The sequence below is a fragment of the Rhodoferax sp. XS2R6 genome (genome assembly GCF_056521365.1).
Genome location: NZ_JBWMAY010000004.1, coordinates 366,733 through 392,678, shown reverse-complemented (window position 1 = coordinate 392,678; position 25,946 = coordinate 366,733). Strand labels below are relative to the sequence as shown.

25 protein-coding genes are annotated in these 25,946 nt (G+C 62.4%); 7 read left to right on the top strand and 18 right to left on the bottom strand.

Features of this window, described 5'->3' with window-relative positions; genetic code table 11:
* Positions 1–8: 8 nt before the first annotated feature.
* The 16 genes from AC097A_RS15660 to AC097A_RS15585 all read right to left on the bottom strand — a co-directional run bounded on the left by AC097A_RS15660 (position 9) and on the right by AC097A_RS15585 (position 16,843).
* Positions 9–845 (bottom strand): DUF429 domain-containing protein, encoded by an 837-nt coding sequence (locus AC097A_RS15660; protein WP_315493586.1) that lies wholly within the window; start codon positions 843–845, stop codon positions 9–11.
* A gap of 4 nt (positions 846–849) precedes the next feature.
* Positions 850–1,731 (bottom strand): DMT family transporter, encoded by an 882-nt coding sequence (locus AC097A_RS15655; protein ID WP_479621547.1) that lies wholly within the window; start codon positions 1,729–1,731, stop codon positions 850–852.
* A 109-nt stretch (positions 1,732–1,840) separates the two neighbouring features.
* Positions 1,841–2,263, bottom strand: coding sequence for a BLUF domain-containing protein (locus AC097A_RS15650; RefSeq protein ID WP_105261072.1), 423 nt, complete (start codon positions 2,261–2,263; stop codon positions 1,841–1,843).
* 4 nt (positions 2,264–2,267) lie between these two features.
* Positions 2,268–2,969, bottom strand: coding sequence for a GTP cyclohydrolase I (gene folE, locus AC097A_RS15645; RefSeq protein ID WP_105261073.1), 702 nt, complete (start codon positions 2,967–2,969; stop codon positions 2,268–2,270).
* A 113-nt stretch (positions 2,970–3,082) separates the two neighbouring features.
* On the bottom strand, positions 3,083–4,285 hold the full coding sequence (gene clsB / locus AC097A_RS15640; protein ID WP_479621546.1) for a cardiolipin synthase ClsB: 1,203 nt from the start codon (positions 4,283–4,285) through the stop codon (positions 3,083–3,085).
* Positions 4,282–5,028, bottom strand: a complete 747-nt coding sequence (locus AC097A_RS15635) for an endonuclease/exonuclease/phosphatase family protein (protein ID WP_479621545.1) — start codon at positions 5,026–5,028, stop codon at positions 4,282–4,284. Before AC097A_RS15635 ends, clsB begins: the two co-directional genes overlap by 4 nt.
* Positions 5,025–5,519, bottom strand: coding sequence for a dihydroneopterin triphosphate diphosphatase (gene nudB, locus AC097A_RS15630; RefSeq protein ID WP_315493590.1), 495 nt, complete (start codon positions 5,517–5,519; stop codon positions 5,025–5,027). Before nudB ends, AC097A_RS15635 begins: the two co-directional genes overlap by 4 nt.
* Before the next feature lie 76 nt (positions 5,520–5,595).
* The gene (aspS, locus tag AC097A_RS15625; protein WP_479621544.1) at positions 5,596–7,410 is read right to left on the bottom strand and encodes an aspartate--tRNA ligase; all 1,815 of its coding nucleotides are present in this window, start codon (positions 7,408–7,410) and stop codon (positions 5,596–5,598) included.
* 47 nt (positions 7,411–7,457) lie between these two features.
* Positions 7,458–8,099, bottom strand: a complete 642-nt coding sequence (locus AC097A_RS15620) for a DUF502 domain-containing protein (RefSeq protein WP_201740836.1) — start codon at positions 8,097–8,099, stop codon at positions 7,458–7,460.
* A 32-nt stretch (positions 8,100–8,131) separates the two neighbouring features.
* Positions 8,132–8,467 (bottom strand): FmdB family zinc ribbon protein, encoded by a 336-nt coding sequence (locus tag AC097A_RS15615; RefSeq protein ID WP_479621543.1) that lies wholly within the window; start codon positions 8,465–8,467, stop codon positions 8,132–8,134.
* A gap of 51 nt (positions 8,468–8,518) precedes the next feature.
* Positions 8,519–10,084, bottom strand: coding sequence for a ubiquinone biosynthesis regulatory protein kinase UbiB (gene ubiB, locus AC097A_RS15610; protein WP_479621542.1), 1,566 nt, complete (start codon positions 10,082–10,084; stop codon positions 8,519–8,521).
* On the bottom strand, positions 10,081–10,551 hold the full coding sequence (locus AC097A_RS15605; RefSeq protein ID WP_479621541.1) for an SCP2 sterol-binding domain-containing protein: 471 nt from the start codon (positions 10,549–10,551) through the stop codon (positions 10,081–10,083). The genes ubiB and AC097A_RS15605 overlap by 4 nt, the downstream gene beginning before the upstream one ends.
* A gap of 119 nt (positions 10,552–10,670) precedes the next feature.
* Positions 10,671–11,645: a Tim44 domain-containing protein gene (locus AC097A_RS15600; protein ID WP_479621540.1), complete on the bottom strand. Its 975-nt coding sequence runs from the start codon at positions 11,643–11,645 to the stop codon at positions 10,671–10,673.
* A 21-nt stretch (positions 11,646–11,666) separates the two neighbouring features.
* On the bottom strand, positions 11,667–12,398 hold the full coding sequence (ubiE, locus tag AC097A_RS15595; RefSeq protein ID WP_315473642.1) for a bifunctional demethylmenaquinone methyltransferase/2-methoxy-6-polyprenyl-1,4-benzoquinol methylase UbiE: 732 nt from the start codon (positions 12,396–12,398) through the stop codon (positions 11,667–11,669).
* Positions 12,399–12,467: 69 nt separating this feature from the next.
* Positions 12,468–12,881 carry a gamma-butyrobetaine hydroxylase family protein gene (locus AC097A_RS15590; protein ID WP_479621539.1) on the bottom strand — a complete coding sequence of 138 codons (414 nt, stop codon included), beginning with the start codon at positions 12,879–12,881 and terminating at the stop codon, positions 12,468–12,470.
* Positions 12,882–12,892: 11 nt separating this feature from the next.
* On the bottom strand, positions 12,893–16,843 hold the full coding sequence (locus AC097A_RS15585; protein WP_479621538.1) for a DUF3683 domain-containing protein: 3,951 nt from the start codon (positions 16,841–16,843) through the stop codon (positions 12,893–12,895).
* A gap of 201 nt (positions 16,844–17,044) precedes the next feature.
* Here AC097A_RS15585 and ugpB point away from each other — a divergent pair, with 201 nt between their 5' ends.
* The 5 genes from ugpB to ugpQ all read left to right on the top strand — a co-directional run bounded on the left by ugpB (position 17,045) and on the right by ugpQ (position 22,271).
* A complete protein-coding gene (gene ugpB / locus AC097A_RS15580) occupies positions 17,045–18,373 on the top strand; it encodes a sn-glycerol-3-phosphate ABC transporter substrate-binding protein UgpB (RefSeq protein ID WP_105261085.1) in 1,329 nt (442 codons plus the stop codon).
* Positions 18,374–18,435: 62 nt separating this feature from the next.
* A complete protein-coding gene (gene ugpA / locus AC097A_RS15575) occupies positions 18,436–19,323 on the top strand; it encodes a sn-glycerol-3-phosphate ABC transporter permease UgpA (RefSeq protein ID WP_315478692.1) in 888 nt (295 codons plus the stop codon).
* On the top strand, positions 19,323–20,174 hold the full coding sequence (gene ugpE, locus AC097A_RS15570) for a sn-glycerol-3-phosphate ABC transporter permease UgpE (RefSeq protein WP_315478693.1): 852 nt from the start codon (positions 19,323–19,325) through the stop codon (positions 20,172–20,174). Before ugpA ends, ugpE begins: the two co-directional genes overlap by 1 nt.
* 285 nt (positions 20,175–20,459) lie before the next feature.
* Positions 20,460–21,488, top strand: a complete 1,029-nt coding sequence (gene ugpC, locus AC097A_RS15565) for a sn-glycerol-3-phosphate ABC transporter ATP-binding protein UgpC (RefSeq protein ID WP_315493601.1) — start codon at positions 20,460–20,462, stop codon at positions 21,486–21,488.
* A gap of 3 nt (positions 21,489–21,491) precedes the next feature.
* Complete coding sequence (gene ugpQ, locus AC097A_RS15560; RefSeq protein ID WP_479621537.1) at positions 21,492–22,271, top strand: glycerophosphodiester phosphodiesterase; 780 nt, start codon at positions 21,492–21,494, stop codon at positions 22,269–22,271.
* 60 nt (positions 22,272–22,331) lie between these two features.
* On the opposite strand, the gene AC097A_RS15555 is transcribed toward ugpQ, so the two are convergent.
* Entirely contained in the window at positions 22,332–22,994 is a 663-nt protein-coding gene (locus AC097A_RS15555) for an HAD family hydrolase (protein ID WP_479621536.1), read from the bottom strand.
* A gap of 25 nt (positions 22,995–23,019) precedes the next feature.
* Positions 23,020–23,289 carry a hypothetical protein gene (locus AC097A_RS15550; RefSeq protein WP_479621535.1) on the bottom strand — a complete coding sequence of 90 codons (270 nt, stop codon included), beginning with the start codon at positions 23,287–23,289 and terminating at the stop codon, positions 23,020–23,022.
* A 76-nt stretch (positions 23,290–23,365) separates the two neighbouring features.
* Here AC097A_RS15550 and hemA point away from each other — a divergent pair, with 76 nt between their 5' ends.
* A complete protein-coding gene (gene hemA / locus AC097A_RS15545) occupies positions 23,366–24,625 on the top strand; it encodes a glutamyl-tRNA reductase (protein WP_479621534.1) in 1,260 nt (419 codons plus the stop codon).
* Between the two features lie 121 nt (positions 24,626–24,746).
* Positions 24,747–25,856, top strand: coding sequence for a peptide chain release factor 1 (gene prfA, locus AC097A_RS15540; RefSeq protein ID WP_479621533.1), 1,110 nt, complete (start codon positions 24,747–24,749; stop codon positions 25,854–25,856).
* Positions 25,857–25,946: the final 90 nt, after the last annotated feature.

Genomic DNA, 25,946 nt, shown 5'->3' with positions numbered 1-25,946 from the left:
ATGGCCACTCAGGCCGTCAGAATCCAGCCCTCCAGAGGATCCAGAGTGTCTGGCAAGCCATAACAGGGGTGTCCCGCATCGCATTGGGCTTGCGCCCAGGCTGCCTGCACCAGGCACAGCACCGCATCCAGCGCGTCGCCTGAGGCATCTTGCACCAGCGCGTCCCGCTGGGCGTGGCTCAGCTTGAGGCGCAGCCCCAGCCGGGTATTGCCCATTTCCAGCCCATGAATGACATCCTTGCGGGCGATCAGGCGTTCTGGCGTCTGTTTGGCCGCATCGTCACTCTTGTAACTGCGGGCGCCCACCATCTCACGCGCCAGCAAGGCGGGGTAGGCCTCCAAGGCCACCCGGGCAGCCGGCGTACCGGCTGGCGGCGCAGGCTGCACACCGACCAAATACACTCCGGCATCCAGCAGCCGGGGCACCCCGGCATGCAGCATGTAGGCCACCGGCGGATTCACCCACTTCATGGAGGGGCTGGAAGCCGCTGGGCCATCGGTTGCCCGATGGGCAAACTTGCCGCCCACGGGCCGCGCATCGCAAAAGGCAGCAAACTGCGCACGGATCTCTGCCCGCGACAGGCTGGCATAGTGACGAATGCAAGGCTCCCACTCCAGTGGCCAGCCCAAGGCCTGCACCAGCTCGCGTGGCAAGCCAAACGGCAGGTCAAAGCCACCGGTCCATACGGGATGTTGCAACAACCAGGCACTGAAGGCATCCAACGAGTCCAGGCGCTCCAGCCCTTGCAACAACAAGCGGCCCCGGTCCATGCGCCCCGTCGCCAGCACAATCTGCTTGCGCCGCGATGGACTGCTGGAAAAATCACAGCCTACGAGCAAGCCCATGTGCTCAGCCCAAGGCCAGTGCCATCACGCCGATGGCAATACACGCAGCGCCCAGCAGGCGCGCCACGCGGTCACCCTCGCCCAACAAATGCCCGCCCAGCAGCGCGGCAAACAACATGGAGACTTCGCGCGCAGGTGCCACATGGCTCATGGGCGCGACCTGCATGGCGTAGAGCACCAGCACGTAAGAGATCGGGCTGATGATGCCCACAATGGCGGCGTACTTCCATTGGCTCGCCCACAGCAGGCGCGCGGCTGGAAGGTCGCGCACCACCGAGGGCAGCAGGAAAGCCACGCGCACAAAATTAGCGATGTAGTCCACCAGGATGGGGGATAGCAGCAGCACCTTCACGGAGTAGCCGTCGACCACGGTGTAGCTGGCAATAAAGACGCCGGTGAGCAGGCCGTAGACCATGCCCTTGCGGATGCGTGCGCGCTTGTGCGGGTCCTGCGCCTGGCGGAACAGCCCGGGGCCACCGGCCACCAGAAATACGCCCCCCACCACGGCCACAATGCCCAGCCCTCCCAGGGCCGAAATCTGCTCACCGAGAAAGAGAATGGCGACCAACGAGGACAGCAAAGGTCCCGAGCCGCGGGCCAGGGGGTAGACCACCGTGAGGTCGGCCTTGCGGTAGCCGCGCAGCAGCACCACGTAATAGAGCACGTGCAAAATGCCACTGACCGTGATGAAGCCCCATTCCGTCAGGCCCCAGGAGGGGACCTGCTGCCAGCCCAGCCACAAGCCCACGGGGGCCCAGAACACCATCATCACCAGGGCGGTAAAGCAGGCAAAGCGGGCGTCGCCACCCGCCTTCTTGGCCGCGATATTCCAGCTTGCGTGAATCAGGCCGGCAAAAATAACCAGGGCAAGGGCACTAAGGGGCATTCAGGTTTCGCCGCCGGGCCGCCCCAAGGCGTGGACTTGGGGTTTTGCCAAACGCGGCCCACTTGGAGGGCAGGAAGCTACACGCAGTGAGCGACCGTGGGGGCCACATTCACGCGCGACCGATGATGGATGCGGTTGCCATCAGTTCTTCGAGCAAGGCCAGCGACACTTTGCCCGACACCGAATACGGATCCAGCTCGGGCTTCTCAGCGTACTTGAGCAGGATGTTGGTGTTGATCTTGGACATGTTCACCTGGCCCATGGTCCAGCCGCCAAAGCGGCGTTCGGTGATTTCTTCGTAGTGCAACAGCACCACATCCTTGTGGCGAATATCCTTCTGGATGTGGCCATACAGCTCGCTCACGGCCATGCGCCCGCCTTCGATGGCCTGCAGGAAAATGCCGCCACCGTAACAAAGAATGCCAGTAATGCCACAGGTGGGGTTGTAGTGGCGCGACTGGGTCAGGATGGCCTCGATGGCGTCCGGATTCGAATCAATCGCACGGCTGGCGTAGAGCAAACGGACCAACATGGCATTAGCCTTTCCGAGGAATCAGTGAAAGAAATTCGCGACGCAGGGTGGGGTCTTTAAGGAACACGCCGCGCATGACCGAGTTGATCATTTTGCTGTCCATGTCCTTCACACCGCGCCAGGCCATACAGTAGTGGCTGGCCTCCATCACGATGGCCAAGCCATCGGGTTGGGTTTTTTCCTGGATCAGGTCGGCCAGTTGCACTACGGCCTCTTCCTGGATCTGCGGGCGACCCATAATCCATTCGGCCAGGCGCGCGTACTTGGACAGCCCAATCACATTGGTGTGCTCGTTGGGCATGACACCAATCCAGATCTTGCCAATCACCGGGCAAAAGTGGTGGCTACAGGCGCTGCGCACGGTGATGGGCCCGACGATCATCAACTCATTCAGGTGGCCCACATTGGGAAATTCGGTGATGCTGGGTGCGGGCACATAACGGCCGCGGAACACCTCGTTGACATACATCTTGGCCACACGGCGCGCAGTGTTGTCGGTGTTGTGGTCATGCTCGGTGTCGATCACCAGGCTGTTGAGCACACCCTTCATCTTCTCCTCTACCTCGTCCAGCAGCAGTTCCAGCTCGCCGGGTTCGATGAAGGGGGCAATGTTGTCGTTGGCATGGAAGCGCTTGCGGGAGGCTTGCAGGCGTTCGCGAATTTTGACGGAAACCGGAGTTCCTTCGTCGGCATCGGTGGGTTTCATGGCGCTCTAAGGTATCAAGAATGCAAGCATGTTACCAGTCTTTGGATTTTAAGGTTTTTAGCCATTAACCCTTATGGATACTGCGCCAATAGCTCCTATATTCATAGCAAATATCAATACCGGCGCCCTGCCAGCAACAAAGTCAGGCGCATCAGCCCATAGGCCAACCAGTCCAGCGCCTGCTGCCCCCAGGGCCGCTGTCCAAAATCCTGCGCATCCAGCGCGCGGCCGTGTTGGGCCATCGCCGTCTCCAGGCGCTGCTGCAGCGCGGTGGCAAAGCCGGTGTCTTGCACCACCACGTTGGCCTCGCGCGCCAGCAGCAGGCTCAGCGGGTCCAGGTTGGACGAGCCCACCGTGGCCCACTGTTGGTCCACCACAGCCACCTTGGCGTGCAGAAAACCGCTGGTGTATTCGTGGATCTCGACCCCCGCGGCCAGCAGCAGCCCAAATACCGGGCGCGCCGCGTGGTACTGCATGAAATATTCATAACGCCCCTGCAGCAGCAGGCGCACACGCACACCGCGCTGTGCCGCATGCACCAGCGCACGCAACAGCTTGCCGCCGGGCAAAAAATAGGCATTGGCAATCAACACCTCCCGCTGCGCGGTTCCCAGCGCCTTGCGGTAGGCACGTTCGATGCGCTTGCGGTTGCGCACGTTGTCACGCAGCACCAGCGCCGCCAGCGCCCCACCGTGCGGCTCGGGCGCCACACCCTGCACCTGCGGGCGCGCCATGGTTTGCCACACTGCGCGGGCACCGGCCCACTGCAATTGCTCTAGCTGGCGAGTAGCCAGCAAACGGTCCCACAGCTGGGCCATGGCGGTATGCACCTGGGCCACCAGCGGGCCCTGCACCTGCACGGCAAAGTCAAACCGCGCCACCTGTTGTGGCCCATGCTGGGGGTCGTTGTAGTCGTCCAGGATGTTGATGCCGCCACAAAACGCCACCGTGCCATCCACCACCGCCAGCTTGCGGTGCAGGCGGCGCCAGTGGCTGGGCACCAGCAAGCCCAGCCGGCCCAGCGGGGCGAAACGCAGCCAGTGCACCCCGGCCGCATTCCAGCGCTGCTGCCACTGCGTTGGCACCTCCGGCGTGCCAATGCCGTCCATCAGCAGTGCCACGCGCACACCACGCAGGGCCGCGCGCTCCAGCGCCTGGGCCACACGCTCCCCCTCGGTATCGAAGGCGTAGATATAGGTCTCCAGCCGCACCTCGGTCTGGCTGGCATCCACGGCGGCCACCAGCGCGCTGAAGTAATCTTGCCCGCCCTGCAGCAGTTGCAGCTGGTGGCCGGGCAAGTAGGGGGCGTCGGTCATGGTGCGTCGGGCCAGGCGAACTCGGCGATCAAGGGCAGGTGGTCGGACATGCGCCACCAGTTGCGGCCGTGGGGCACGGTCAGGCCCACCGGCTGCAGGCCCCGCGCATACACGTGGTCCAGCTGCAGCAGCGGCATGCGGGAGGGAAAGGTGGGATGCCGCCCCTGCGTGTGGGCCACCAGCCCCGCTGGCCCCAGGATGCGGGCGATGGAGGGGCCCCACTCATTAAAGTCGCCCGCCACCAACAGCGGGGCGCTCGCAGGGATCTCGCGCGCCACAAACCGCACCAACTGCTGCAGCTGGCGCAAGCGACTGGCCCGGATCAGGCCCAGGTGCACCACCAACACGTGCACGGGACGTTCTTCCAGCAACAACTCCACATGCAACAGGCCACGTTGCTCAAAGCGATGGTCCGACATGTCTTCGTGCTGGTGCGTGAGCACCGGCCAGCGCGAGAGCAACGCGTTGCCGTGTTCGCCATGGCGCGTCACCGCGTTGGTGCGGTACACCGCCTCGTAACCCTCCGGCGCCAGAAACTCGGCCTGCGGCAGCTCGGGCCAGTGGGCAAAGTACTGCGCCTCCCGGCGGTGCAGCTTGCGCACTTCCTGCAAGCACACCACGTCGGCATCGAGCTGCTCCACCGCGTGGCCCAGGTTGTGGATCTCCAGCCGGCGCGCCGGGCCCACACCCTGCACGCCCTTGTGGATGTTGTAGGTGGCAATACGCAGGGTATTCGGGGTCATGGACAGCAGGCCTGGCGAGGTGCCAGCAAGGGCAGTTGCAAAATCGCCTCGGCGTTCGAGGGGGAGAAACAGGCATCCGCGGCAGCGTCATACGGCAACCACTGGTAGTGGGTGTGCTCACGGGGGTTCAACGTCACCGCCACGCCAGCAGGCACCTCTAAGCCAAACACGCGCTCGGTGTTGTGCGTCACCCCTGGCGGGTAGCGGTGCAACCAGCGCGGGTAGATGGTGTACACATTCTCCAGCCCCCAGTCGTGCAAGTGCGGCGCCAGCGCACTGCCCGGCGTGCAGTCCAGACCCGTTTCTTCCAGCACCTCACGTGCGGCGGTCTGCGCCCAGGGTTCCTCCTGCGTGTCCTTGCTGCCGGTAACCGATTGCCAGAACGCCGGGGCCTCCGGGTCCACCTCGGTGCGGCGGATCAGCAGCACGTCCCAAGCCGTGGTGTAAATCACCACCAGCACGGACTGCGGAATTTTGAAAGGAAGGGGCATGGTCTGCGCAAGAAAAAAGGGCGCTCCCAGAGCGCCCTTTCATTGTGCACCAGCCCTGCCGGCTGGAACTGTGCGGTCAGGCTGCCTTGACGGCGTCCAGGTTGCGCAGGCGGATGTGCAGTTCGCGCAGCTGCTTCTCGTCCACTGGGCTCGGTGCTTGTGTCAGCAAACACTGGGCGCGCTGGGTCTTGGGGAAGGCAATCACGTCGCGGATGGACTCGGCGCCGGTCATCAGCGTGACGATGCGATCCAGACCGAAGGCCAAACCACCGTGCGGGGGCGCACCATACTGCAACGCATCCAGTAGGAAACCAAACTTGAGCTGGGCTTCTTCCGGCGTGATCTTCAGGGCGTCGAACACCTTCTGCTGCACGTCGGCACGGTGGATACGGACAGAGCCGCCACCCATTTCCCAGCCGTTCAAGACCATGTCGTAACCTTGCGAAATGCACTTCTCGGGCGCGGTGACCATCCAGTCTTCGTGGCCGGCCTTGGGCGCGGTGAAGGGGTGGTGCACGGCGGTGTAACGCTGGTTTTCCTCGTCGAATTCGAACATCGGGAAATCCACCACCCACATGGGCTTCCAGCCCGCGGTGAACAGGCCATTTTTCTTGCCAAACTCGCTGTGGCCGATCTTGATGCGCAGGGCGCCGATGGCGTCGTTGACGATCTTTTCCTTGTCGGCACCGAAGAAAATCAGGTCGCCATCTTGCGCGCCGGTGCGCTCCAGCACCGCAGCCAAGGCAGCGTCGTGGATGTTCTTGACGATCGGGCTTTGCAGGCCGTCGCGGCCCTTGGCCAGCTCGTTGACGCGGATATAAGCCAGACCCTTGGCACCGTAGATCTTGACGAACTCGGTGTAGGCATCGATCTCGCCGCGGCTGATACCGCCGCCTTCGACGGAGCCACCAGGCACGCGCAGAGCCACCACACGGCCGCCCTTCATGGTGGCAGCGCCGGAGAAGACCTTGAAGTCCACGTCCTTCATCACGTCGGTCAATTCTGCGAACTGCAGGTTCACACGCAGGTCGGGCTTGTCGGAGCCATACAGGCGCGCAGCGTCCTGGTAGGTCATGACCGGGAACTCGCCCAAGTCCACACCGATGGTGTTCTTGAACACCGTGGTGATCATGCCCTGGAACATGTCACGGATGTCCTCTTCCGTCAGGAACGAAGTTTCGATATCGATCTGGGTGAACTCGGGCTGGCGGTCGGCGCGCAAGTCTTCGTCACGGAAGCACTTGGTGATCTGGTAGTAGCGGTCAAAGCCGGCCACCATCAACAACTGTTTGAACAGCTGGGGCGATTGCGGCAGCGCGAAGAAATGGCCGTCATGCACGCGGCTGGGCACTAGGTAGTCGCGCGCGCCTTCGGGCGTGCTCTTGGTGAGCATGGGAGTTTCGATGTCCACAAAACCGTTGGCGTCCAGGAACTTGCGCACTTCCATGGACACGCGGTAGCGCAGCATCAGGTTGTTCTGCATGTAGGGGCGGCGCAGGTCCAACACGCGGTGCGTGAGGCGCGTCGTCTCCGACAGGTTCTCGTCGTCGATCTGGAACGGAGGCGTGACGGAGGCGTTGAGCACGGTCAACTCGTGGCACAGCACTTCAATCTTGCCGCTCTTGAGGTTGTCGTTGGTCGTGCCTTCAGGGCGCGCACGCACCAGGCCTTTAATCTGCACGCAGTATTCGTTGCGGATGTCTTCGGCCACCTTGAACATGTCGGCACGGTCGGGGTCACAGACCACCTGCACATAACCTTCGCGGTCACGCACATCGACAAAAATCACACCGCCGTGGTCACGGCGACGGTTCACCCAACCACACAGGGTTACGGTTTCGCCCAACAGGGCTTCGGTCACAAGACCGCAATAGTGGGAGCGCATGGCCATAGCTTGCTTTCAGTTCGCCGCGACTAAGGCGGCGGGTTGGTAATAGGTTATTGGGGTGCGGGGGCAGGAGACGCGGACGCGGCGGGTGCCACCGATCCCATGGAAATCACATAGGTCAATGCCTCGTCCACACTCATGTCCAGCTCGATCACATCTGCCTTGGGCAGCATCAAGAAAAAACCGCTGGTGGGGTTGGGTGTGGTGGGCACGTAGACGCTGACAAAGTCACCGTTCAAATGGCTTTGCACCTCGCCACTGGGTGTGCCCGTCTGGAAGGCAATCGTCCAGCTGCCAGCGCGCGGGTACTGGATCAACAAGGCCGTGCGAAACGCATTGCCGTTGCTGGAGAACAGCGTATCCGACACCTTTTTGACGCTGTTGTAGATGGATTTGACGATGGGGATGTTGGTGAACAAACGGTCCCATTGCTTGACCCACCAGCGACCGGCGACGTTGGACACCAGTGCACCGGTGAACAACATGGCGGCAAACACCAACAACACGCCCAGGCCAGGAATGTTGTGCAGGCGTTCCAGCAAAGGGCCCATGCTTTCGGGCGTGACCGCCGCCACACCGGACAGGAAACCGCCAAACACTGCGTCCAGCAAACCCACCAGCCACAGCAACACCCAGATGGTGATGGCCAGGGGTAGCCACACCATCAGGCCGGTGAGCAGGTATTTTTTTATGGGCACAGTGTTTCCAGTTCTAGGGACGGAGATCAGGTGGTGGATTTGGGTGTGGCGGTGGCAGCGGGTGCGCTACTGGAGCTCGCCGCGGCAGGGGCTGCAGCTGCGGGCGCAGCATCGGTCTTGGCCGCAGGGGCTGCCGCACTGTCACCCGTCGCAGGGGCTACGGCGGTGGCCGGGGCGTTGCCGCCCTTGAAATCGGTCACGTACCAGCCTGAACCCTTGAGCTGGAAGCCCGCAGCGGTCAGCTGTTTCTTGAACGTGGGCTGGGCACAGGTGGGGCAGTCTTGCAGTGGGGCATCGGAGATTTTCTGCAATACGTCCTTGGCAAACCCGCAGGACTCGCATTTATAGGCGTAGATGGGCATGGAAATAAGGCTCTGACATCAGGTTGCAAAGCCTTCAATTATAGGTGGCGGTCAGAAAACCCCAACCCGCACCACAATCTGCATCACCACCATGCCCAGCGCAAATCCAATCACCGCGGCCACCAGGGTCTGCAGCAGGCGGTTGGTGCGTTTTTGCTCCAGCAGCAGCTCCTGCACCAGCTGGCTGTTGTCAGTACCACGCTGCTGCAAAAACTGGTGCAGCAAACCGGGCAGTTCGGGCAGCAGTTTGGCGTAGCGCGGCGCCTGGGCCTTGAGCTCACGGATGAGCTTTTGCGGACCGACCTGCTCCAGCATCCACTGCTCCAGAAACGGTTTGGCCGTGGCCCAGAGGTCCAGATCGGGGTCCAGATCGCGGCCCAGGCCCTCGATATTGAGCAGGGTTTTTTGCAGCAGCACCAGCTGCGGCTGGATTTCCACCTGGAAACGGCGCGAAGTTTGGAACAGGCGCATCAGCACCATGCCCAGTGAAATCTCCTTGAGCGGCCGGTCGAAGTAGGGCTCGCACACGGCGCGTACCGCAGCTTCCAGCTCATCCACCCGCGTGCTGGCAGGTACCCAGCCGGATTCAATGTGCAGCTCGGCCACCCGTTTGTAGTCACGCCGGAAAAAGGCCACAAAGTTCTGCGCCAGGTACTCCTTGTCCACCTCTGTGAGTGTGCCGACGATGCCAAAGTCCAGCGAGATGTAGCGTCCAAAGGTCTCGGGTGCCAGGCTGACCTGGATGTTGCCCGGGTGCATGTCGGCATGGAAAAACCCGTCGCGGAACACTTGGGTAAAAAACAGCGTCACGCCATCACGCGCCAGTTTGGGAATGTCCACCCCCGCTTCGCGCAACTGCTGCACCTGGCTGATAGGCACGCCGTGCATGCGCTCCATGACCAGCACGTCGGTCGTACAGAGGTCCCACCACATCTCGGGGATAAGCACCAGGTTCAGCCCCTCCATGTTGCGGCGCAATTGGGCCGCACTGGCGGCTTCGCGCACCAGGTCCAGCTCGTCGTGCAGGTATTTGTCGAACTCGGCCACCACCTCACGGGGTTTCAGTCGCTTGCCATCGGCCGACAGGCCTTCCAGCCAACCGGCCATCATGCGCATCAGGCTCAAGTCTTTGTCGATGACATTGAGCATACCGGGGCGCAACACCTTCACTGCCACTTCACGCGGCTGGCCCTGCCGGTCGCGCAGGACGGCAAAGTGCACCTGGGCGATGGACGCACTGGCCACCGGGGTGTGTTCAAACGAATCAAACAACTCGGCCAGGGGTTTGCCCAGGGCGCGTTCGATGGTGGCTACCGCCACTTCGGAGGGAAACGGGGGCACGCGGTCCTGTAGCTTGGCCAACTCGTTGGCAATGTCCAGCGGCAGCAAGTCGCGCCGGGTGGACAACACCTGGCCGAACTTCACAAAAATGGGGCCCAGTCGCTCCAGCGCCTCACGCAGGCGCTGGCCACGGGGTGCGTCCAACCGGCGTCCTACCGAAACAACGCGCGCCAGCAGGCGCAGCCACGGCTTCTGGAAGCTGGTGAGCACCAGCTCATCCAGCCCATAACGCAGGGCCACCCAGACGATAAAGACCCCACGGCCCAGCCGTGTCATGCGGCAGCGCCAGAAGCCTTGGGTGCCGCACGCTGCCCCACAAACTGCTGTAGGGCTTGGGCGAAGCTGCGGCCGGTCTGCATCAGCAGGTGGGCCGGGGCGTCACCCAGGATGCGCGACAGGTCTTCCTCCACATCCCAGCGCACGTGGTCCGCCAGCCAGTTGATTTCGGCGGCCAGTTGCACGTCGCCTTCGATGCGCACCTTGGGCTTGCCACCCTGCATCAGCGCCTGGGCGATGGCCAGCGGAGAGTCGTCCAGGATGACCAGCGTGAGATCGGCGGACGCATCAGCCTGGGCCAGGTCCAGCAGCCCGGCGGGCGTGGCCTGCACCTTGAAGGTGAATTGCTGCCATTGGCTCAGGATCACCCGGCCCTTTTGGCGCGCCAGGCGCTCCATGGCCTGGGGCTCTTGCTGCAGCACATGGTTGAGCAAGAGCACCACACGGCGGTGGCTTTCTTCAACCATCCAGGCAGGGGGAGCGGGAGGAGTGGGAAGGGCTTTCAAAAAGCCCTCGAACATAGAAAAAGGGGACTGTGTTGCCATAGTCCCCTGATTATTGCTCACCCCCGTGGTGGGCGTTCGTTTTACTGCAGGGCTTGTACACCTGCCACCAGCCAGCCACTGGCACCAGCCTTGGCTTTGGTCATGTTCCAGACTTCGCGGAACGGGCTGGGGCCGGCCGAGGCTTCTTCGCGGATCATGCCAGAGAACTCCACGCTGGCCATGTACTCGTCGGGCAGCTCTTCGATGCCCAGCAGGCGGGCTTCGATCATCACCACATCGGTGTGATTCGGGCCGCTGCCGGTGTGGGTTTCGCGCTCGGCCAGTTGGGCCTGGATTTCCTTGAGCATGCTGTCGGTCATCATGGCACGCAAAGCCGGAATGTCGGAGCGGTCCCATGCGGCTTGCAGCGTCACGAAGTTGGTTTTGGCGGCCTTGAGGAAACCTTCGCTGTCAAAACCAGCAGGCACACCCCAGGTCTGCGAACCCATCAGAGCGGAACCGATCATCGAGCCGCCCTGCGGTTGCTGCGGGGCTTCAAACGCCATGCTGTTGCGCTCCCAGGGGCGGGCCGAGGCGTCGTTGCCGACGTTTTCGGCCCGGTAGGGCTTGGCCACCGTGGCGGGGGTATTGCCGGCGCCTTGGAAGGCAAACGGCGAGGACTGCGCCGCTGCGGGCTTGCGGCTGCGCAGGAACCAGCCAACCACGCCCACAACCACCATGGCCAAAAGCGCAAACATCAGGATGTTGCCAAAGGCCTCACCCATGCCCAGCGAGTTGGCCAACCAGGCCAAACCCAGACCGGCGGCCAAACCGCCCAACATGGCGCCCCAAGGACGCTTGGGGGCTGCAGCTGCCGCAGCGCCCGGTGCGGGCTTGGCCGCGGTGTTGTTCATGTTTTGGGTGGGTGCCGCTGGGGCGGCGGGCGCGGCGTCACGCTGCGTCACATTGCTGGACTGTTTGCCAAACGACTTGCCACCACCCAAACGCTTGGCAGCTTCTGCATTGATGCCCGACAGGGACAAAACCAACGCCAAACCCAAAGCCCACAGTTTCATGATTGCTCCAAAATAGTTATCTCAGCACTTGATTCCAACATGTAAAGCAGCAATGCCGCCAGTCAGGTTGTGATAGTCCACATGGCCAAAGCCCACTTTGTGCATCATGGTCTTTAGCTCTTGCTGGCTAGGATGCATGCGAATCGACTCGGCCAGATACCGGTAACTCGCGTCATCTCCCGCGATCAGCTTGCCCAAACGCGGCAATACCTTGAAAGAGTACCAGTCGTACACCTTCTCCAGCGGTGGTGCCACCTTGGAGAACTCCAGCACCAGCAGCTTGCCGCCGGGCTTGAGCACGCGTTGCATTTCTGCCAATGCCACATCCTTGTGGGTCATGTTGCGCAGGCCAAAGGCCACGCTCACCACATTGAAATGGTTGTCGGGAAAGGGCAGCTTCTCCGCATCACACACCATGGTGGGCAGGATGACGCCGGCGTCAAGCAGGCGGTTGCGACCGGTGGAGAGCATGGCCTCGTTGATGTCGGTGTGCACCACCTGCCCGCTTTTCCCCACCTTTTTGGAGAACGCCAGCGCCAGGTCGCCGGTGCCGCCGGCGATGTCCAGCGCCTTGTCGCCCTCTTTGAGGTTGGCCACCAGCACGGTGTAGGCCTTCCAGGCGCGGTGCAGGCCAGCTGACATCAGGTCGTTCATCAGGTCGTACTTGGGGGCGACCGAATCGAACACACCGCGCACGTGGCGGGCTTTGTCGGACTCGTCGACCGAGGTGAAACCAAAGTGGGTGGTGCTCATAGTTTTATATAAAAAGTGACCTTAGCCCTCGCGGATAGTGCGCGAACAGCTCCTAAATTAATAGCAAACTCAATGGCTGGCGCAGCTGTGCCCCGCCTTGCCCGCCATGGGTGCATCACGCTCCACCCCAGCCGCGGCCAAGCGATCCTGGTAGTCCTGCCACAGGCGCGTTTCCTGGGAGCCCAGAAAGTACAGGTAGTCCCAGGAGTAAATGCCAGTGTCGTGACCGTCCGAAAAACGCGGCTGCACCGCGTAGTTGCCTACCGGGTCCAGCGCTTCCAGCTCTACATCACGTTTGCCGGTCTGCAGCGTCTCCTGGCCTGGGCCATGGCCCTGCACCTCGGCCGAGGGCGAGTACACCCGCATCAGCTCAAACGGAATGCGAAAACGCGCGCCGTCCGAGAAAGCCACCTCCAGCACCCGGCTCTGGCCGTGCACCGTGATGTCGGTCGGGGTGGGCGCGCCTGCGGTCAGTCCTGCCATGGTGTGCCTCCTCAGACCAGCACGCGCTCAATGCCACCGGCATTGGCGATCTGCACGTACTCGGGCAACCACTCCTTGCCCAGGATCTGGTTGGCCATTTCAACCACGATGTAGTCGGCTTCCAGCAGGCCATTGTTCAGGTCATTGCCATAGCGGCTCAGACCTTGCAGGCAGCTCGGGCAGCTGGTCAGGATCTTCACATTGCCTTGCGCGGCGGGTGCCTGCCCTTCGGGGGCGGTCAGCGCGCGCAGAGCGGTTTCACCCTTGCGCAGTTCCTCTTCCTTGCGGAAGCGGATTTGCGTGGAGATGTCGGGCCGGGTCACACCCAGCGTGCCGGACTCACCGCAGCAGCGGTCGTTCTTGAGCACCGCGTCACCCACCAGGGCCTTCACGGTTTTCATCGGGTCCTGCAGCTTCATGGGGCTGTGGCAGGGGTCGTGGTACAGGTAGCCGGCCCCCGCGCCGCCCTCGGGCACCAGCGTGATGCCTTTTTCGAGCAGGTACTCGTGGATGTCGATGATGCGGCAGCCCGGGAAGATCTTGTCGAACTCGTAACCCTGCAGCTGGTCGTAGCAGGTACCGCAGCTCACCACCACGGTCTTGATGTCCAGGTAGTTCAGCGTGTTGGCCACGCGGTGGAACAGCACGCGGTTGTCGGTGATCATCTTCTCGGCCTTGTCGGCCTGGCCGCTGCCGCGCTGCGGGTAACCACAGCACAGATAACCCGGTGGCAGCACGGTCTGCACGCCCGCATGCCACAGCATGGCCTGCGTGGCCAAGCCCACCTGGCTGAACAGGCGCTCGGAGCCGCAGCCCGGGAAGTAGAACACCGCCTCGGTCTCGGCCGTCGTCGTCTGCGGGTTGCGGATGATGGGCACGTAGTCCGCATCTTCAATGTCCAGCAGCGCGCGGGCCGTCTTCTTGGGCAAGCCACCAGGCATCTTCTTGTTGATGAAGTGGATCACCTGCTCCTTGATGGGCGCGGTGCCCACCGTGGCCGGCGGTTTGGCGGTTTGTTTCTTGGCTGCCAGGCGCAGCACCTGATTGGCCAGGCGCTGGGCCTTGAAGCCCACGCCCACCATGGCCGAGCGCATCAGCTTGATGGTTTCGGGGTTGGTGGCATTCAGGAAGAACATGGCCGCGGCATTGCCGGGGCGGAAGGACTTCTGCCCCATTTTGCGCAGCAGGTTGCGCATGTTCATGGTCACGTCGCCAAAGTCGATCTTCACCGGACAGGGCGACTCGCACTTGTGGCACACCGTGCAGTGGTCGGCCACGTCCTCGAACTCTTCCCAGTGTTTGACACTGATGCCGCGGCGCGTCTGTTCTTCGTAGAGGAAGGCCTCCACCAAGAGAGACGTCGCCAGAATCTTGTTGCGCGGGCTGTAGAGCAGGTTGGCGCGCGGCACATGGGTGGCGCACACCGGTTTGCACTTGCCGCAACGCAGACAGTCCTTCACCGAATCGGCAATCGCGCCAATGTCACTCTGCTGCATGATCAGCGACTCGTGGCCCATGAGGCCGAACGAGGGCGTGTAGGCGTTGGTCAGGTCGGCGTAGATGGTCGAGCCATCTGCAGTCAAATGCGGTGCAAACCCGCTTCCAGGCTGCGCAGGCAGCTCCTGATTCCGTAGCAACTTGCCCTTGTTGAAGCGCCCCTCGGGGTCCACCTTGGCCTTGTAGGCAATGAAGGGGGCCAGCTCGGCCTCGCTCAAAAACTCCAGCTTGGTGATACCAATGCCGTGCTCGCCCGAGATCACGCCGTCCAGGCTGCGCGCCAACGCCATGATGCGTTTGACCGCGCCGTGGGCCGACTGCAGCATGTCGTAGTCGTCGCTGTTGACGGGGATGTTGGTGTGCACATTGCCGTCACCGGCGTGCATGTGCAGCGCCACCCAGACACGGCCCTTGAGCACGCGTTTGTGGATGGCCGTGCACTCGGCCAGGATGGCGTCAAACGCGGCACCCGTGAAGATGGCCTGCAGCGGCGCGCGCAACTGGGTCTTCCAGCTGGCACGCAGCGTGTGGTCTTGCAACTGCGCAAACAGCGGCTCCACATCGTTCAGCCAATCCTGCCATTGGCCGCGCACCTGCGCTACCAGGTCCAGCGCCTGGGCCACCCGGTCTTCCAGCAGCTCCGCGCTGGGAATATCGTTGGCGTCGTCGGTCTTGCCCAGGGGCAGGTCGCTGCGCTCGAAGAACTCGGTCAAGGCATCACACAGTGCCAGCTTGTTCTGCAGGCTCAGCTCAATGTTGATGCGCTCGATGCCGTCGGTGTACTCGGCCATGCGCGGCAGCGGGATCACCACGTCTTCGTTGATCTTGAAAGCGTTGGTGTGTTTGGAAATCGCCGCTGTGCGCTTGCGGTCCAGCCAGAATTTCTTGCGCGCCTCGGCGCTCACGGCCACAAAACCTTCGCCACTGCGGCTGTTGGCCAGACGCACCACTTCGCTGGTCACGCGGGCCACGTCGTCGGCGTTGTCACCGGCAATGTCACCCACCAGCACCATCTTGGGCAGGCCACCACGTTTGCTCTTGGTGGCATAGCCCACGGCCTTGAGGTAGCGGTCGTCCAGGTGCTCCAAGCCCGCCAGCAGCACGCCACTGCGCTTTTGCTCGGCAAACATGAAGTCCTTGATGTCCACGATGCTGGGCACCGCGTCTTTGGCATTGCCAAAAAACTCCAGGCACACGGTGCGTGTGTGGGCCGGCATCTTGTGCACAACCCAGCGTCCGCTGGTGATCAGGCCGTCGGTGCCCTCTTTCTGGATACCGGGCAGGCCGCTGAGGAACTTGTCGGTCACGTCCTTGCCCAGGCCTTCCTTGCGGAAGGTGGCGCCAGGGATGTCCAGCCGCTCCTTGCGGATCGGCGTTTTGCCGTCGGCCTTGAAATACTGCAGCTCGAAGCTGGCCACCTCCGCATCATGGATCTTGCCCATGTTGTGGTTGATGCGGGTGACTTCCAGCCACTCGGCCTGGGGTGTCACCATGCGCCAGCTGGCCAGGTTGTCCAGCGCCGTGCCCCACAGCACGGCCTTTTTGCCGCCCGCATTCATGGCGATGTTGCCGCCAATACACGAGGCCTCGGCCGAAGTCGGGTCCACGGCAAACACATACCCTGCGCGCTCGGCCGCATCGGCCACGCGCTGGGTCACCACACCGGCCTCAGACCACACGGTGCCAACCGCATAGTCCAGACCGGGCAGGACTTTCATCTCCACCTCGGTCATGGCTTCCAGCTTTTCAGTGTTGATGACCGCACTTTTCCAGGTCAGCGGAATGGCGCCGCCCGTGTAGCCGGTGCCACCCCCGCGCGGGATGATGGTCAGCCCCAGGTCGATACAGCCCTTCACCAGGCCGGCCATTTCTTCTTCCGAATCGGGGCACAGCACCACAAAGGGGTATTCCACGCGCCAGTCGGTCGCGTCGGTCACATGGCTCACGCGGCTCAGCCCGTCGAACTTGACGTTGTCCTTGGCGGTGAGTTTGTAAAGCAGCTTTTGGGTCTTTTTGCGCAGAGCGCCCACTTCGACAAAGGCTGCGTCAAACGTTTTAACCGCGGCACGGGCGGCCACCAGCAGCTGGCCCACCATGGCGTCGCGCTCAGGGTCGGTCTGCGGGGTGCGGCGTTTTTCCACCTCACCCAGGCGGTGATTCAGGGCATCGACCAGCTGACCGCGGCGTTTGGGGTTGTCCAGCAGGTCGTCCTGCAAATAGGGGTTACGCTGCACCACCCAGACATCACCCAGCACTTCGTACAACATGCGGGCCGAACGGCCGGTCTGGCGCTCACCGCGCAACTGGTTCAACAACTCCCAGCTGTGGGACCCGAGCAGGCGGATGACGATCTCGCGGTCAGAGAACGACGTGTAGTTGTACGGGATTTCGCGGATGCGTTCTTGCACGTGCGCGCCGGGGTTGGCGGCGCTGAGGAGGTGATTGAGCGAGGTGGGGGCGTTCATCAGGGTCAGTAGTAGCTGCCAAGGGGGCCAGACAGGCCACTTTTTGGTAGGCCTTAGATGGTAACGCACCCACTATTCACGGGCTTTTCTAGTGGAAACCCCTGACCAAATGGTCAGAAGAGCTGGCGTTTAATCGAATTGACACAAATTTGACACGCTGCCGCCCTAGCATCGCGCCATTCTTTTTCAGGAACCTCGACCATGACCCACAGCACCCTCACCCGCCGCGCACTGGCGATTGCCGCCGTCACCGCCGCTGCCTTCTCCATTGCAGCCCCGGCCCAGGCGCAAACCGACATCCAGTGGTGGCACTCCATGACCGCCGTGAACGGCGAATGGGTGAACGACCTGGCCAAGGAATTCAACGCCAGCCAGAAGGAATACCGCATCCTGCCCACCTTCAAGGGCACCTACGACGAGTCCATGACGGCCGCCGTGGCCGCGTTCCGTGCCGGCAATGCGCCCCACATCCTGCAGGTGTTTGAAGTAGGCACCGCCACCATGATGGCCAGCAAGGGCGCCGTAGTGCCCGTCGGCAAGGTCATGACGGACGCGGGTTACAAGTTCGACCCCAAGGTCTACATTCCTGCCGTGGCCGGTTACTACACCGCACCCAACGGCCAGATGTTGAGCTTCCCGTTCAACAGCTCCACCACGGTGTTCTATTACAACAAGGACGCCTTCAAGGCCGCCGGGTTGGACGCTGAAAAAGCCCCCGCCACCTGGGCCGAAGTCGCCCTGGCTGCCGCCAAGCTCAAGGCCAGCGGCCATAAGTGCCCCATCTCTATTGCCTGGCAAGGCTGGACCCAGTTGGAGAGCTTCTCCGCCTGGCACAACGTGGAATTTGCCACCAAACAAAACGGCCTGGCCGGCATGGATGCCCGCCTGAAGATCAACTCACCCCTGCATGTGCGCCACATCGAGAACCTGGCCAACATGGCCAAGCAGGGTCTGTTTGTGTACAAGGGCCGCGGCAACGTGCCGGAAGCCAGCTTTGTGTCGGGCGAGTGCGCCATGATGACCACCTCAAGCGGCTTCTACGGCAACGTGAAGAAAAACGCCAAGTTCGCCTTTGGCCTGGCCCCCCTGCCCCATTACCAGGACGTGCCCGGCGCGCCACAAAACACCGTCATTGGCGGTGCCAGCCTGTGGGTCATGTCTGGCAAAAAGGCCGAAGAGTACAAGGGCATCGCCAAGTTTTTTGACTTCCTGTCCAAGCCCGAAGTGCAATCTGCCAGCCACAAGCGCACCGGTTACCTGCCCATCACCACGGCAGCGTTCCAGCTGACTGAGAAGTCTGGCTTCTACAAGGAAAACCCAGGCACCGATGTGGCTGTGACCCAGATGGTGCGCAAGGTGACCGACAAGTCCCGCGGCATCCGCTTGGGCAACTATGTGCAGATCCGTGCCATCGAGGACGAAGAACTCGAACAGGTGTGGGCTGGCAAAAAATCGGCCAAGGAAGCGCTTGACTCCGTCGTGACACGGGGTGATGAACTGTTGGCGCGTTTCGAAAAGGCCAACAAGTAAACTTCGGCTCCTTCCAAGAAGTGGCGGCTTGTGCCGCCACTTTGCATTTCTGATCGGTTGATATGGCGGTTGAAAAAAGAGTCGTTTTCAAGTCGGCGTGGCTGCCCTGGGTGCTCATTGCACCGCAGGTGGCGGTCATCGCCATTTTCTTTTTCTGGCCGGCCGCGCAGGCTTTGCTGCAGTCGGTGCAGCAAAGCGATGCGTTTGGCACCTCGGTCGAGTTTGTGGGCCTGGAGAACTTCCGCAACCTGTGGAACGACGCCTCTTACCTGGAGTCCTTCAAAACCACCGCCGTGTTCTCTGCGCTGGTGGCGGTGCTGGGCCTGTCCCTCTCGCTCACGCTGGCCATTTTTGCCGACCGTGTGGTACGCGGCTCTGGTATTTACCGCACCTTCCTGATCTGGCCCTACGCGGTGGCGCCTGCGGTGGCCGGGGTGTTGTGGCTGTTCATGTTTGCGCCCAGCATTGGCATCGTGTCGTATGGCATTCGCCAGCTTGGCATGGGTTGGGACCCGCTGCTCAACAGCAACCACGCCATGGCGCTGATCGTTATGGCCGCGGTGTGGAAGCAGATTTCGTACAACTTCCTGTTCTTCCTAGCGGGCCTGCAAAGCATCCCCAAGTCGCTGATTGAAGCGGCTGCCATGGATGGCGCCAAGCCCTGGAAGCGCTTCTGGACCATCCAGTTCCCGCTGCTCTCGCCCACCACCTTTTTCCTGCTGGTGATCAACATCGTGTACGCCTTCTTCGACACCTTCGCCATAGTGGACGCAGCCACCAAAGGCGGACCCGGCAAAGACACGGCCATTCTGGTCTACAAGGTGTACTTTGACGGTTTCAAGGCCATGGACCTGGGTGGCTCGGCCGCGCAGAGTGTGGTGCTTATGTTCATCGTCGTGGCACTGACCGTCGTGCAGTTCCGGTTTGTTGAAAAGAAAGTGAACTACTGATGGTCGAACGTCGCCCCTGGCTGGACTTTGTGTCGCATGCCATCCTGATCATTGGTGTGCTGGTGATTGCCTTCCCGGTCTACATCACCTTCGTCGCCTCCACCCACACCACGCAAGAGGTCGTGCAGTCGCCCATGCCGCTGCTGCCCGGCGCCCACCTGTGGGACAACTACCGCACCGCCCTGCTGGGTGGCCGCGAGGGCACAGGCTCCAAGGCTGCCGTGGGCGGCATGATGATGGTGAGTCTGGTCACCGCCCTGGTCATCTCGTTGGGCAAGATCGCAATCTCGCTGCTGTCGGCCTTTGCCATCGTCTACTTCCGCTTTCCGGCACGCATGTTCTTCTTCTGGGCCATCTTCGTCACACTGATGCTGCCCGTGGAAGTGCGTATCGGCCCCACCTACCAGGTGGTGGCAGATCTGGGCATGCTCAACAGCTACGCAGGCCTGACCATACCGCTGATCGCCTCGGCCACGGCCACCTTTCTGTTTCGCCAGTTTTTCCTGACTGTGCCCGATGAGCTGGTGGAGGCTGCACGCGTGGATGGCGCCGGGCCGCTGCGTTTCTTCAAAGACATTCTGGTGCCCCTGTCGCGCACCAGCATTGCGGCGCTGTTTGTGATCCAGTTCATCTATGGCTGGAACCAGTACCTGTGGCCCCTGTTGGTGACGACCGAGGAGAGCATGTACCCCGTGGTGGTCGGGATCAAACAGATGATTTCGGGCGGTGATGCCCAAACCGAATGGAACATCGTGATGGCCACCGCCATGCTGGCCATGCTGCCACCCGCGCTGGTGGTCATGCTGATGCAAAAGTGGTTTGTTAAAGGCCTGGTGGATACCGAAAAATGACCACGGTTTCTGCTGGAATACCAGCCCGCAACACAGCAGCGTCTGGCGTGAGGCCGGGGGCCGATTTCTGCGCGTTTGGCAGTATGAGGCCCCCGGCTTCACGCCAGACGCTGCCACCACCATGCCGCGCACACCACACACCCACATTAGCTCCGCCCAGCTGCTCCGCGCTGAGTGGCCTTAGCCCCCGCGCCTCATACTGCCAAACGCGCAGAAATCGGCGCGCGGGCTAAGGCCACTCATCGCTCCCTGGTTCACGATCGTCCCTTACTTCCTTTCTGCTCTATGGCCTCCATCGAACTCAAAAACGTCATCAAACGCTACGGCAGTGGCAAAACGGCCAACCAGGTCATCCACGGTGTGAACGCCCAAATTGCCGATGGCGAATTCATCGTCATCGTGGGGCCCAGTGGTTGTGGCAAGTCCACGCTCTTGCGCATGGTGGCCGGGCTCGAAGAAGTCAGCGATGGCCAGGTTTGCATTGGCGGTAAAGTTGTCAACGACTTGGAGCCGTCGGACCGCGACATCGCCATGGTGTTCCAGAACTACGCGCTTTACCCCCACATGAGCGTGTTCGAGAACATGGCGTATGGCCTCAAGATTGCCAACGTGCCCATGGACGAAATCAAGGCGCGCGTGGACAAGGCCGCCAAGATTCTGGAACTCGCGCCCTACCTGGACCGCAAACCCAAAGCCCTGTCGGGCGGCCAGCGTCAGCGTGTGGCCATGGGCCGTGCCATCGTGCGCCAGCCGCAGGTGTTCTTGTTTGACGAACCGCTCTCCAACCTGGATGCCAAGCTGCGCGCCCAGACCCGACTGGAGATCCAGAAGCTGCACCGCGAACTGGGCATCACCAGCCTGTTTGTCACGCACGACCAAGTGGAAGCCATGACGCTGGCCCAACGCATGATCGTGATGAACGGTGGCGTGATGGAGCAGTTCGGCACCCCCGAAGAGGTCTACACCCGCCCGGCCAGCACCTTTGTGGCCAGCTTCATCGGCTCGCCGCCCATGAACTTGCTCAAAAATGCGCCTGACGCCAAACCCGGTCTCATCACCGGCATCCGCCCCGAACATCTGGACATCACGCCCACGGGTTGGGCGCTGCAGGTCGAAGCCGTGGAAATGCTGGGCGCCGAGCGACTGATCTACGGCAAATGGGCGCACAAATTGCATGCGGCAGATGCCGACGAGCTGCTGATCATCCGCACCGAAGAATCTGCCGCCGTGCCCGCGTTGGGCGCCACCCTGCATGTGACACCGCGCCCAGACCGCATTCACCACTTTGACGCCAACACTGGCAAACGTATCTAAAAAATGGCCCCCACTCCCGCTGACCTTCCTCACTGGCCCTACCCGCGCTGGGTGGCCCACCGCGGTGCCGGAAAACTGGCGCCCGAGAACACGTTGGCCGCCTTCCGTCTGGGTGCCAGCCACGGCTACCGCATGTTCGAATGTGATGTAAAGCTGAGCAGCGACGGCGTGCCGTTTTTGATGCACGACGCCACCTTGCAGCGCACCACCAATGCGCGTGCGAAGCTGGGCCAAGGCCAGAGCGCTGTGGGTGGTGACCATACCTGGGGCGCACTCTCGCAACTGGACGCCGGCAGCTGGCACAGCCGTGCCTATGCGGGCGAACCCCTGCCCACGCTGGACGCGGTGGCCGCCTACTGCATCCGCAATGGCTACTTTTTAAATATTGAGATCAAACCCACGCCCGGCACCGAACGCCACACGGGCGAGGTGGTAGCCCAGCACGCGGCACGCCTGTGGCAAGGCCAGGCCGTACCACCGCTGCTCACGTCCTTTGACCCCGAGGCACTGGAAGGCGCACAGGCCACACAGCCCGAGCTGCCGCGCGGCCTGCTGCTGGACACACTGTGGAAGGGCTGGCTGGAAACCGCGCTGGGCTTGGGCTGCCAGGCCATTGTGTGCAACCACGCACTGTGGGACCGCAGCACCGTGACCCAGGCCCAAAGTGCGGGCTTTCGCACGCTGAGCTACACAGTGAACGACGACTGGGCCGCGCAGCGCCTCATCGATCTGGGCACCGACGGCATCATCACCGACCGTGTGGACTTGTTCAGCCCGGTTTAAGTGCTATATAAACAATAGCTGCTCGCGCATACTCTACGCGGGCTAGAGCCCGATTTAATACTATTTTTGGGCCAACACCCAGCGCACCGCATCCAACATGCTGGGCAGGGTCACCGTGGCGGCGCTGAAGTCGTGGCTGGCCGACATCTCGGTCGGAATGGCCACACAGGCCAAACCTGCAGCGACGGCAGCGGCCACACCGTGTTCGGTGTCCTCGAACGCCACCACGTTCTGCGCTTGCAGGCCCATGCGCTGCAGCGCCAGCAGGTAGCAATCGGGCGCGGGTTTGCTGTGCACCACATCGTCGGCCGACACCACCGTCTCGAACGCGGCAGCCAGGTTATGCGAGCGCAGTGTGGCGTGGATGGCGTAGGCACGCGCACCGGTCACCACACCCATGCGCAGATGCGCGGCTTGCAGTTGGGCCATGGATTCGCGCACACCAGGCATGAGCGGAAAGGCGTTGGCCTGCAAATAGGCTTGGGCACTTTCGTTTTTCAGGCGGGCCAGCACCGCAGGGGCCTCTTTCACGCCAAAACGCTCCACCAGGTCACGTGCATTGGCGTCGGTGGGCACACCGGCATAAAAATCTTTGTATTGGGCCTGCGTCAGCGCCAAGTCGTAGGGTGCCAGCACCTGGTTCCACAGGGCCAGGTGCTGGCCCTCGGAATCCACCAGGGTGCCATCGTGGTCAAAAAGAACAGCGTGAAAACGGATTGACATAGGTCAAACTTTGGTGAATCGGGGTTTAGCGGCGCATGGCCCACCACTGGCTGCTGGCCGTGGCCAGCACCAGTGCGGCGTAGCTGAGCATCTTGCCGTCACGGCCAAAGAACACCAGCCCGGCCAGCAGGGCCAGCGCACCCACTACACAATTGATAGCTGCTTGCGCAGTACGGGTGCGGGCTAGAGCCTTATTCTTTATAAAAACAGGCGCCAGATAGGCCAATGCAGTCCCCAGCGCCAGGGCAGGAGCCACAAAGTTCAGCAGGTGATTCAGCAGGTCCAAGGGGCCCATAAGGTGTGGCGCAAGGCCAAAGCAGGCCCGTCAGGTGGTCAGTAGGGTCTCGATTTTATAATCGGGGTCTAAACATATGGCAGTCTGGGCATTAGGCATCAACCACACCACCGCTCCGCTGGACATGCGGGGCCGGTTTGCGTTCGCCACCGACCAGATTGCACCGCAGCTCCACGGCCTGCGCCAGAGCATGGCGCACCCACCCGAAGCAGCCATCGTCTCCACCTGCAACCGCACCGAAATCTACTGCGCGGGCGACGAGGCCGCGCTGGACCACACGCTGGCCTGGCTGGCGCAAAGCGGCGGTGTGACGCCCAACGAACTGCGCGCCCACACCTATCGCTTGCAAGACGGCCATGCCGCGCGCCACGCCTTCCGTGTGGCCAGCGGGCTGGACAGCATGGTGCTGGGCGAGCCGCAAATCCTCGGTCAGCTCAAAGACGCCGTGCGCGCCGCCGACGAAGCCGGCGCTCTGGGCACCACACTTTCGCAAATGTTCCAGCGCTCGTTTGCCGTGGCCAAAGAAGTGCGCACGTCCACCGAGATTGGCGCCCACAGCATCAGCATGGCCGCCGCCGCGGTGCGCCTGGCGGGCAACCTGTTTGAGGACCTGGCCCAGGTGAAGGTGCTGTTTGTGGGGGCCGGCGAAATGATCGAGCTGTGCGCCACCCACTTTGCCGCCAAGAACCCGAAAACCATCGCTATTGCCAACCGCACGCTGGAGCGCGGCGAGAAACTGGCCAGCCGCTTTGGTGGCGAGGTGATGCGCCTGGCCGACCTACCGGATCGCCTGCACGAGTTTGACGCGGTGGTGAGCTGCACCGCCAGCACGCTGCCCATCATTGGCTTGGGTGCAGTGGAGCGTGCGCTCAAGAAACGCAAACACCGCCCCATGTTCATGGTGGACCTGGCCGTGCCGCGCGATATCGAACAAGAAGTCAAAGCCCTGGGCGATGTGTACCTGTACACCGTGGACGACCTGGCCAGCGTGGTGCAAACCGCCCAGGCCAGCCGCCAGGCCGCCGTGGCCCAGGCCGAAGCGATTGTGGACGCCGGCGTGCAGAGTTTTATGCACTGGGTGGACCAACGCAGCGCGGTGCCCCTGATCCAACAGCTCAACGCCCAGGCCGACGAGTGGCGCCTGGCCGAGTTGGCCCGTGCCCGCAAGCTGCTGGCCAAGGGGGAAGACATGGACACGGTGCTCGAAGCCCTGTCCAAAGGCCTCACCCAAAAAATGCTGCACGGCGCCATGGCCGAACTGCATGCCGGTGATGCCACTGCGCGCGAACGCGCCAGCAGCGCCATCCAGCACTTTTTCCTGCGCAACAGCCGTTAGCGACGCTGCCCTGCGCAGCACTGCCCCTTCGACAAGCTCAGGGTGACCGGTGTGTGATTCAAAGCCCCGACCGCCTCCCCGTTCGGGCTGAGCCTGTCGAAGTCCATTGCCCCCTCTCTGTATGAAACCCTTTCTCCGCCAACAACTTGCCCGCTACGCCGACCGCCAGGGGGAGCTGGAATTTCTGCTGTCCCGCGAGGACATCATGAAAGACATGGAGCAGTTCCTCAAGCTGTCACGCGAGCACACCGATGTGGCCGCCGTGGCCGGCCGCTGGAGCCGCTACCAGCAGCGTGAAAGCGACTTGGTGAGTGCACAGGAGATGCGCGCCGACCCCGACATGGCGGAAATGGCCGAGGAAGAGATCACCAGTGCCACGGCCGAACTGGCGCAACTGGAAACCGAGCTGCAGCGCATGTTGCTGCCCAAGGACCCGGACGATGCGCGCCCAGCGTTTGTGGAAATCCGCGCCGGCACCGGGGGTGACGAGTCCGCCCTGTTTGCGGCCGACCTGGCCCGCATGTACACCCGCTACTGCGATGCCAAGGGCCTGCGCACCGAGATCATGAGCGCGTCGGAAAGCGAGCTGGGTGGCTACAAAGAAGTGGTGTTGCGCATCGAGGGCAGCACGACCACCAGCGCCGGATCCTGCGGCGCCTACGGCATGCTGAAGTTTGAATCGGGCGGCCACCGTGTGCAGCGCGTGCCCGCCACGGAGACACAAGGCCGCATCCACACCAGCGCCTGCACCATTGCCGTGTTGGCCGAGCAGGACGAGGCCGAGGCCATCAAGATCAACCCGTCGGACCTGCGCATTGACACCTACCGCGCCAGCGGCGCCGGTGGCCAGCACATCAACAAGACCGACTCCGCGGTGCGCATCACGCACCTGCCCACCGGCATCGTGGCCGAATGCCAGGACGGACGCAGCCAGCACAGCAACAAGGCGCAAGCGCTCAAAGTGCTGACCGCCCGCATCCATGAAAAAGACCGCTCTGAGCGCGCCGCCAAAGATGCCGCTGAGCGCAAAAGCCTGGTGGGCAGCGGGGACCGCAGCGACCGCATTCGCACCTACAACTTTCCGCAGGGCCGACTGACTGACCACCGCATCAACCTGACGCTGTACAAGTTGCTCAACATCATGGAAGGTGACATGGACGACGTGGTGGAAGCACTACAGGCCTATGAGGCCGCGCAACAACTCGCCGCGCTGGAAAACAACCTGAACTAGACGTTCGGACAGCGCAGCTTCTTGGGTGGTGGAGTCTGGGCGGCAGCCTCTCTGGCGCTCCAACGAAACGTCCCGCAAGGGTGTGCGGGA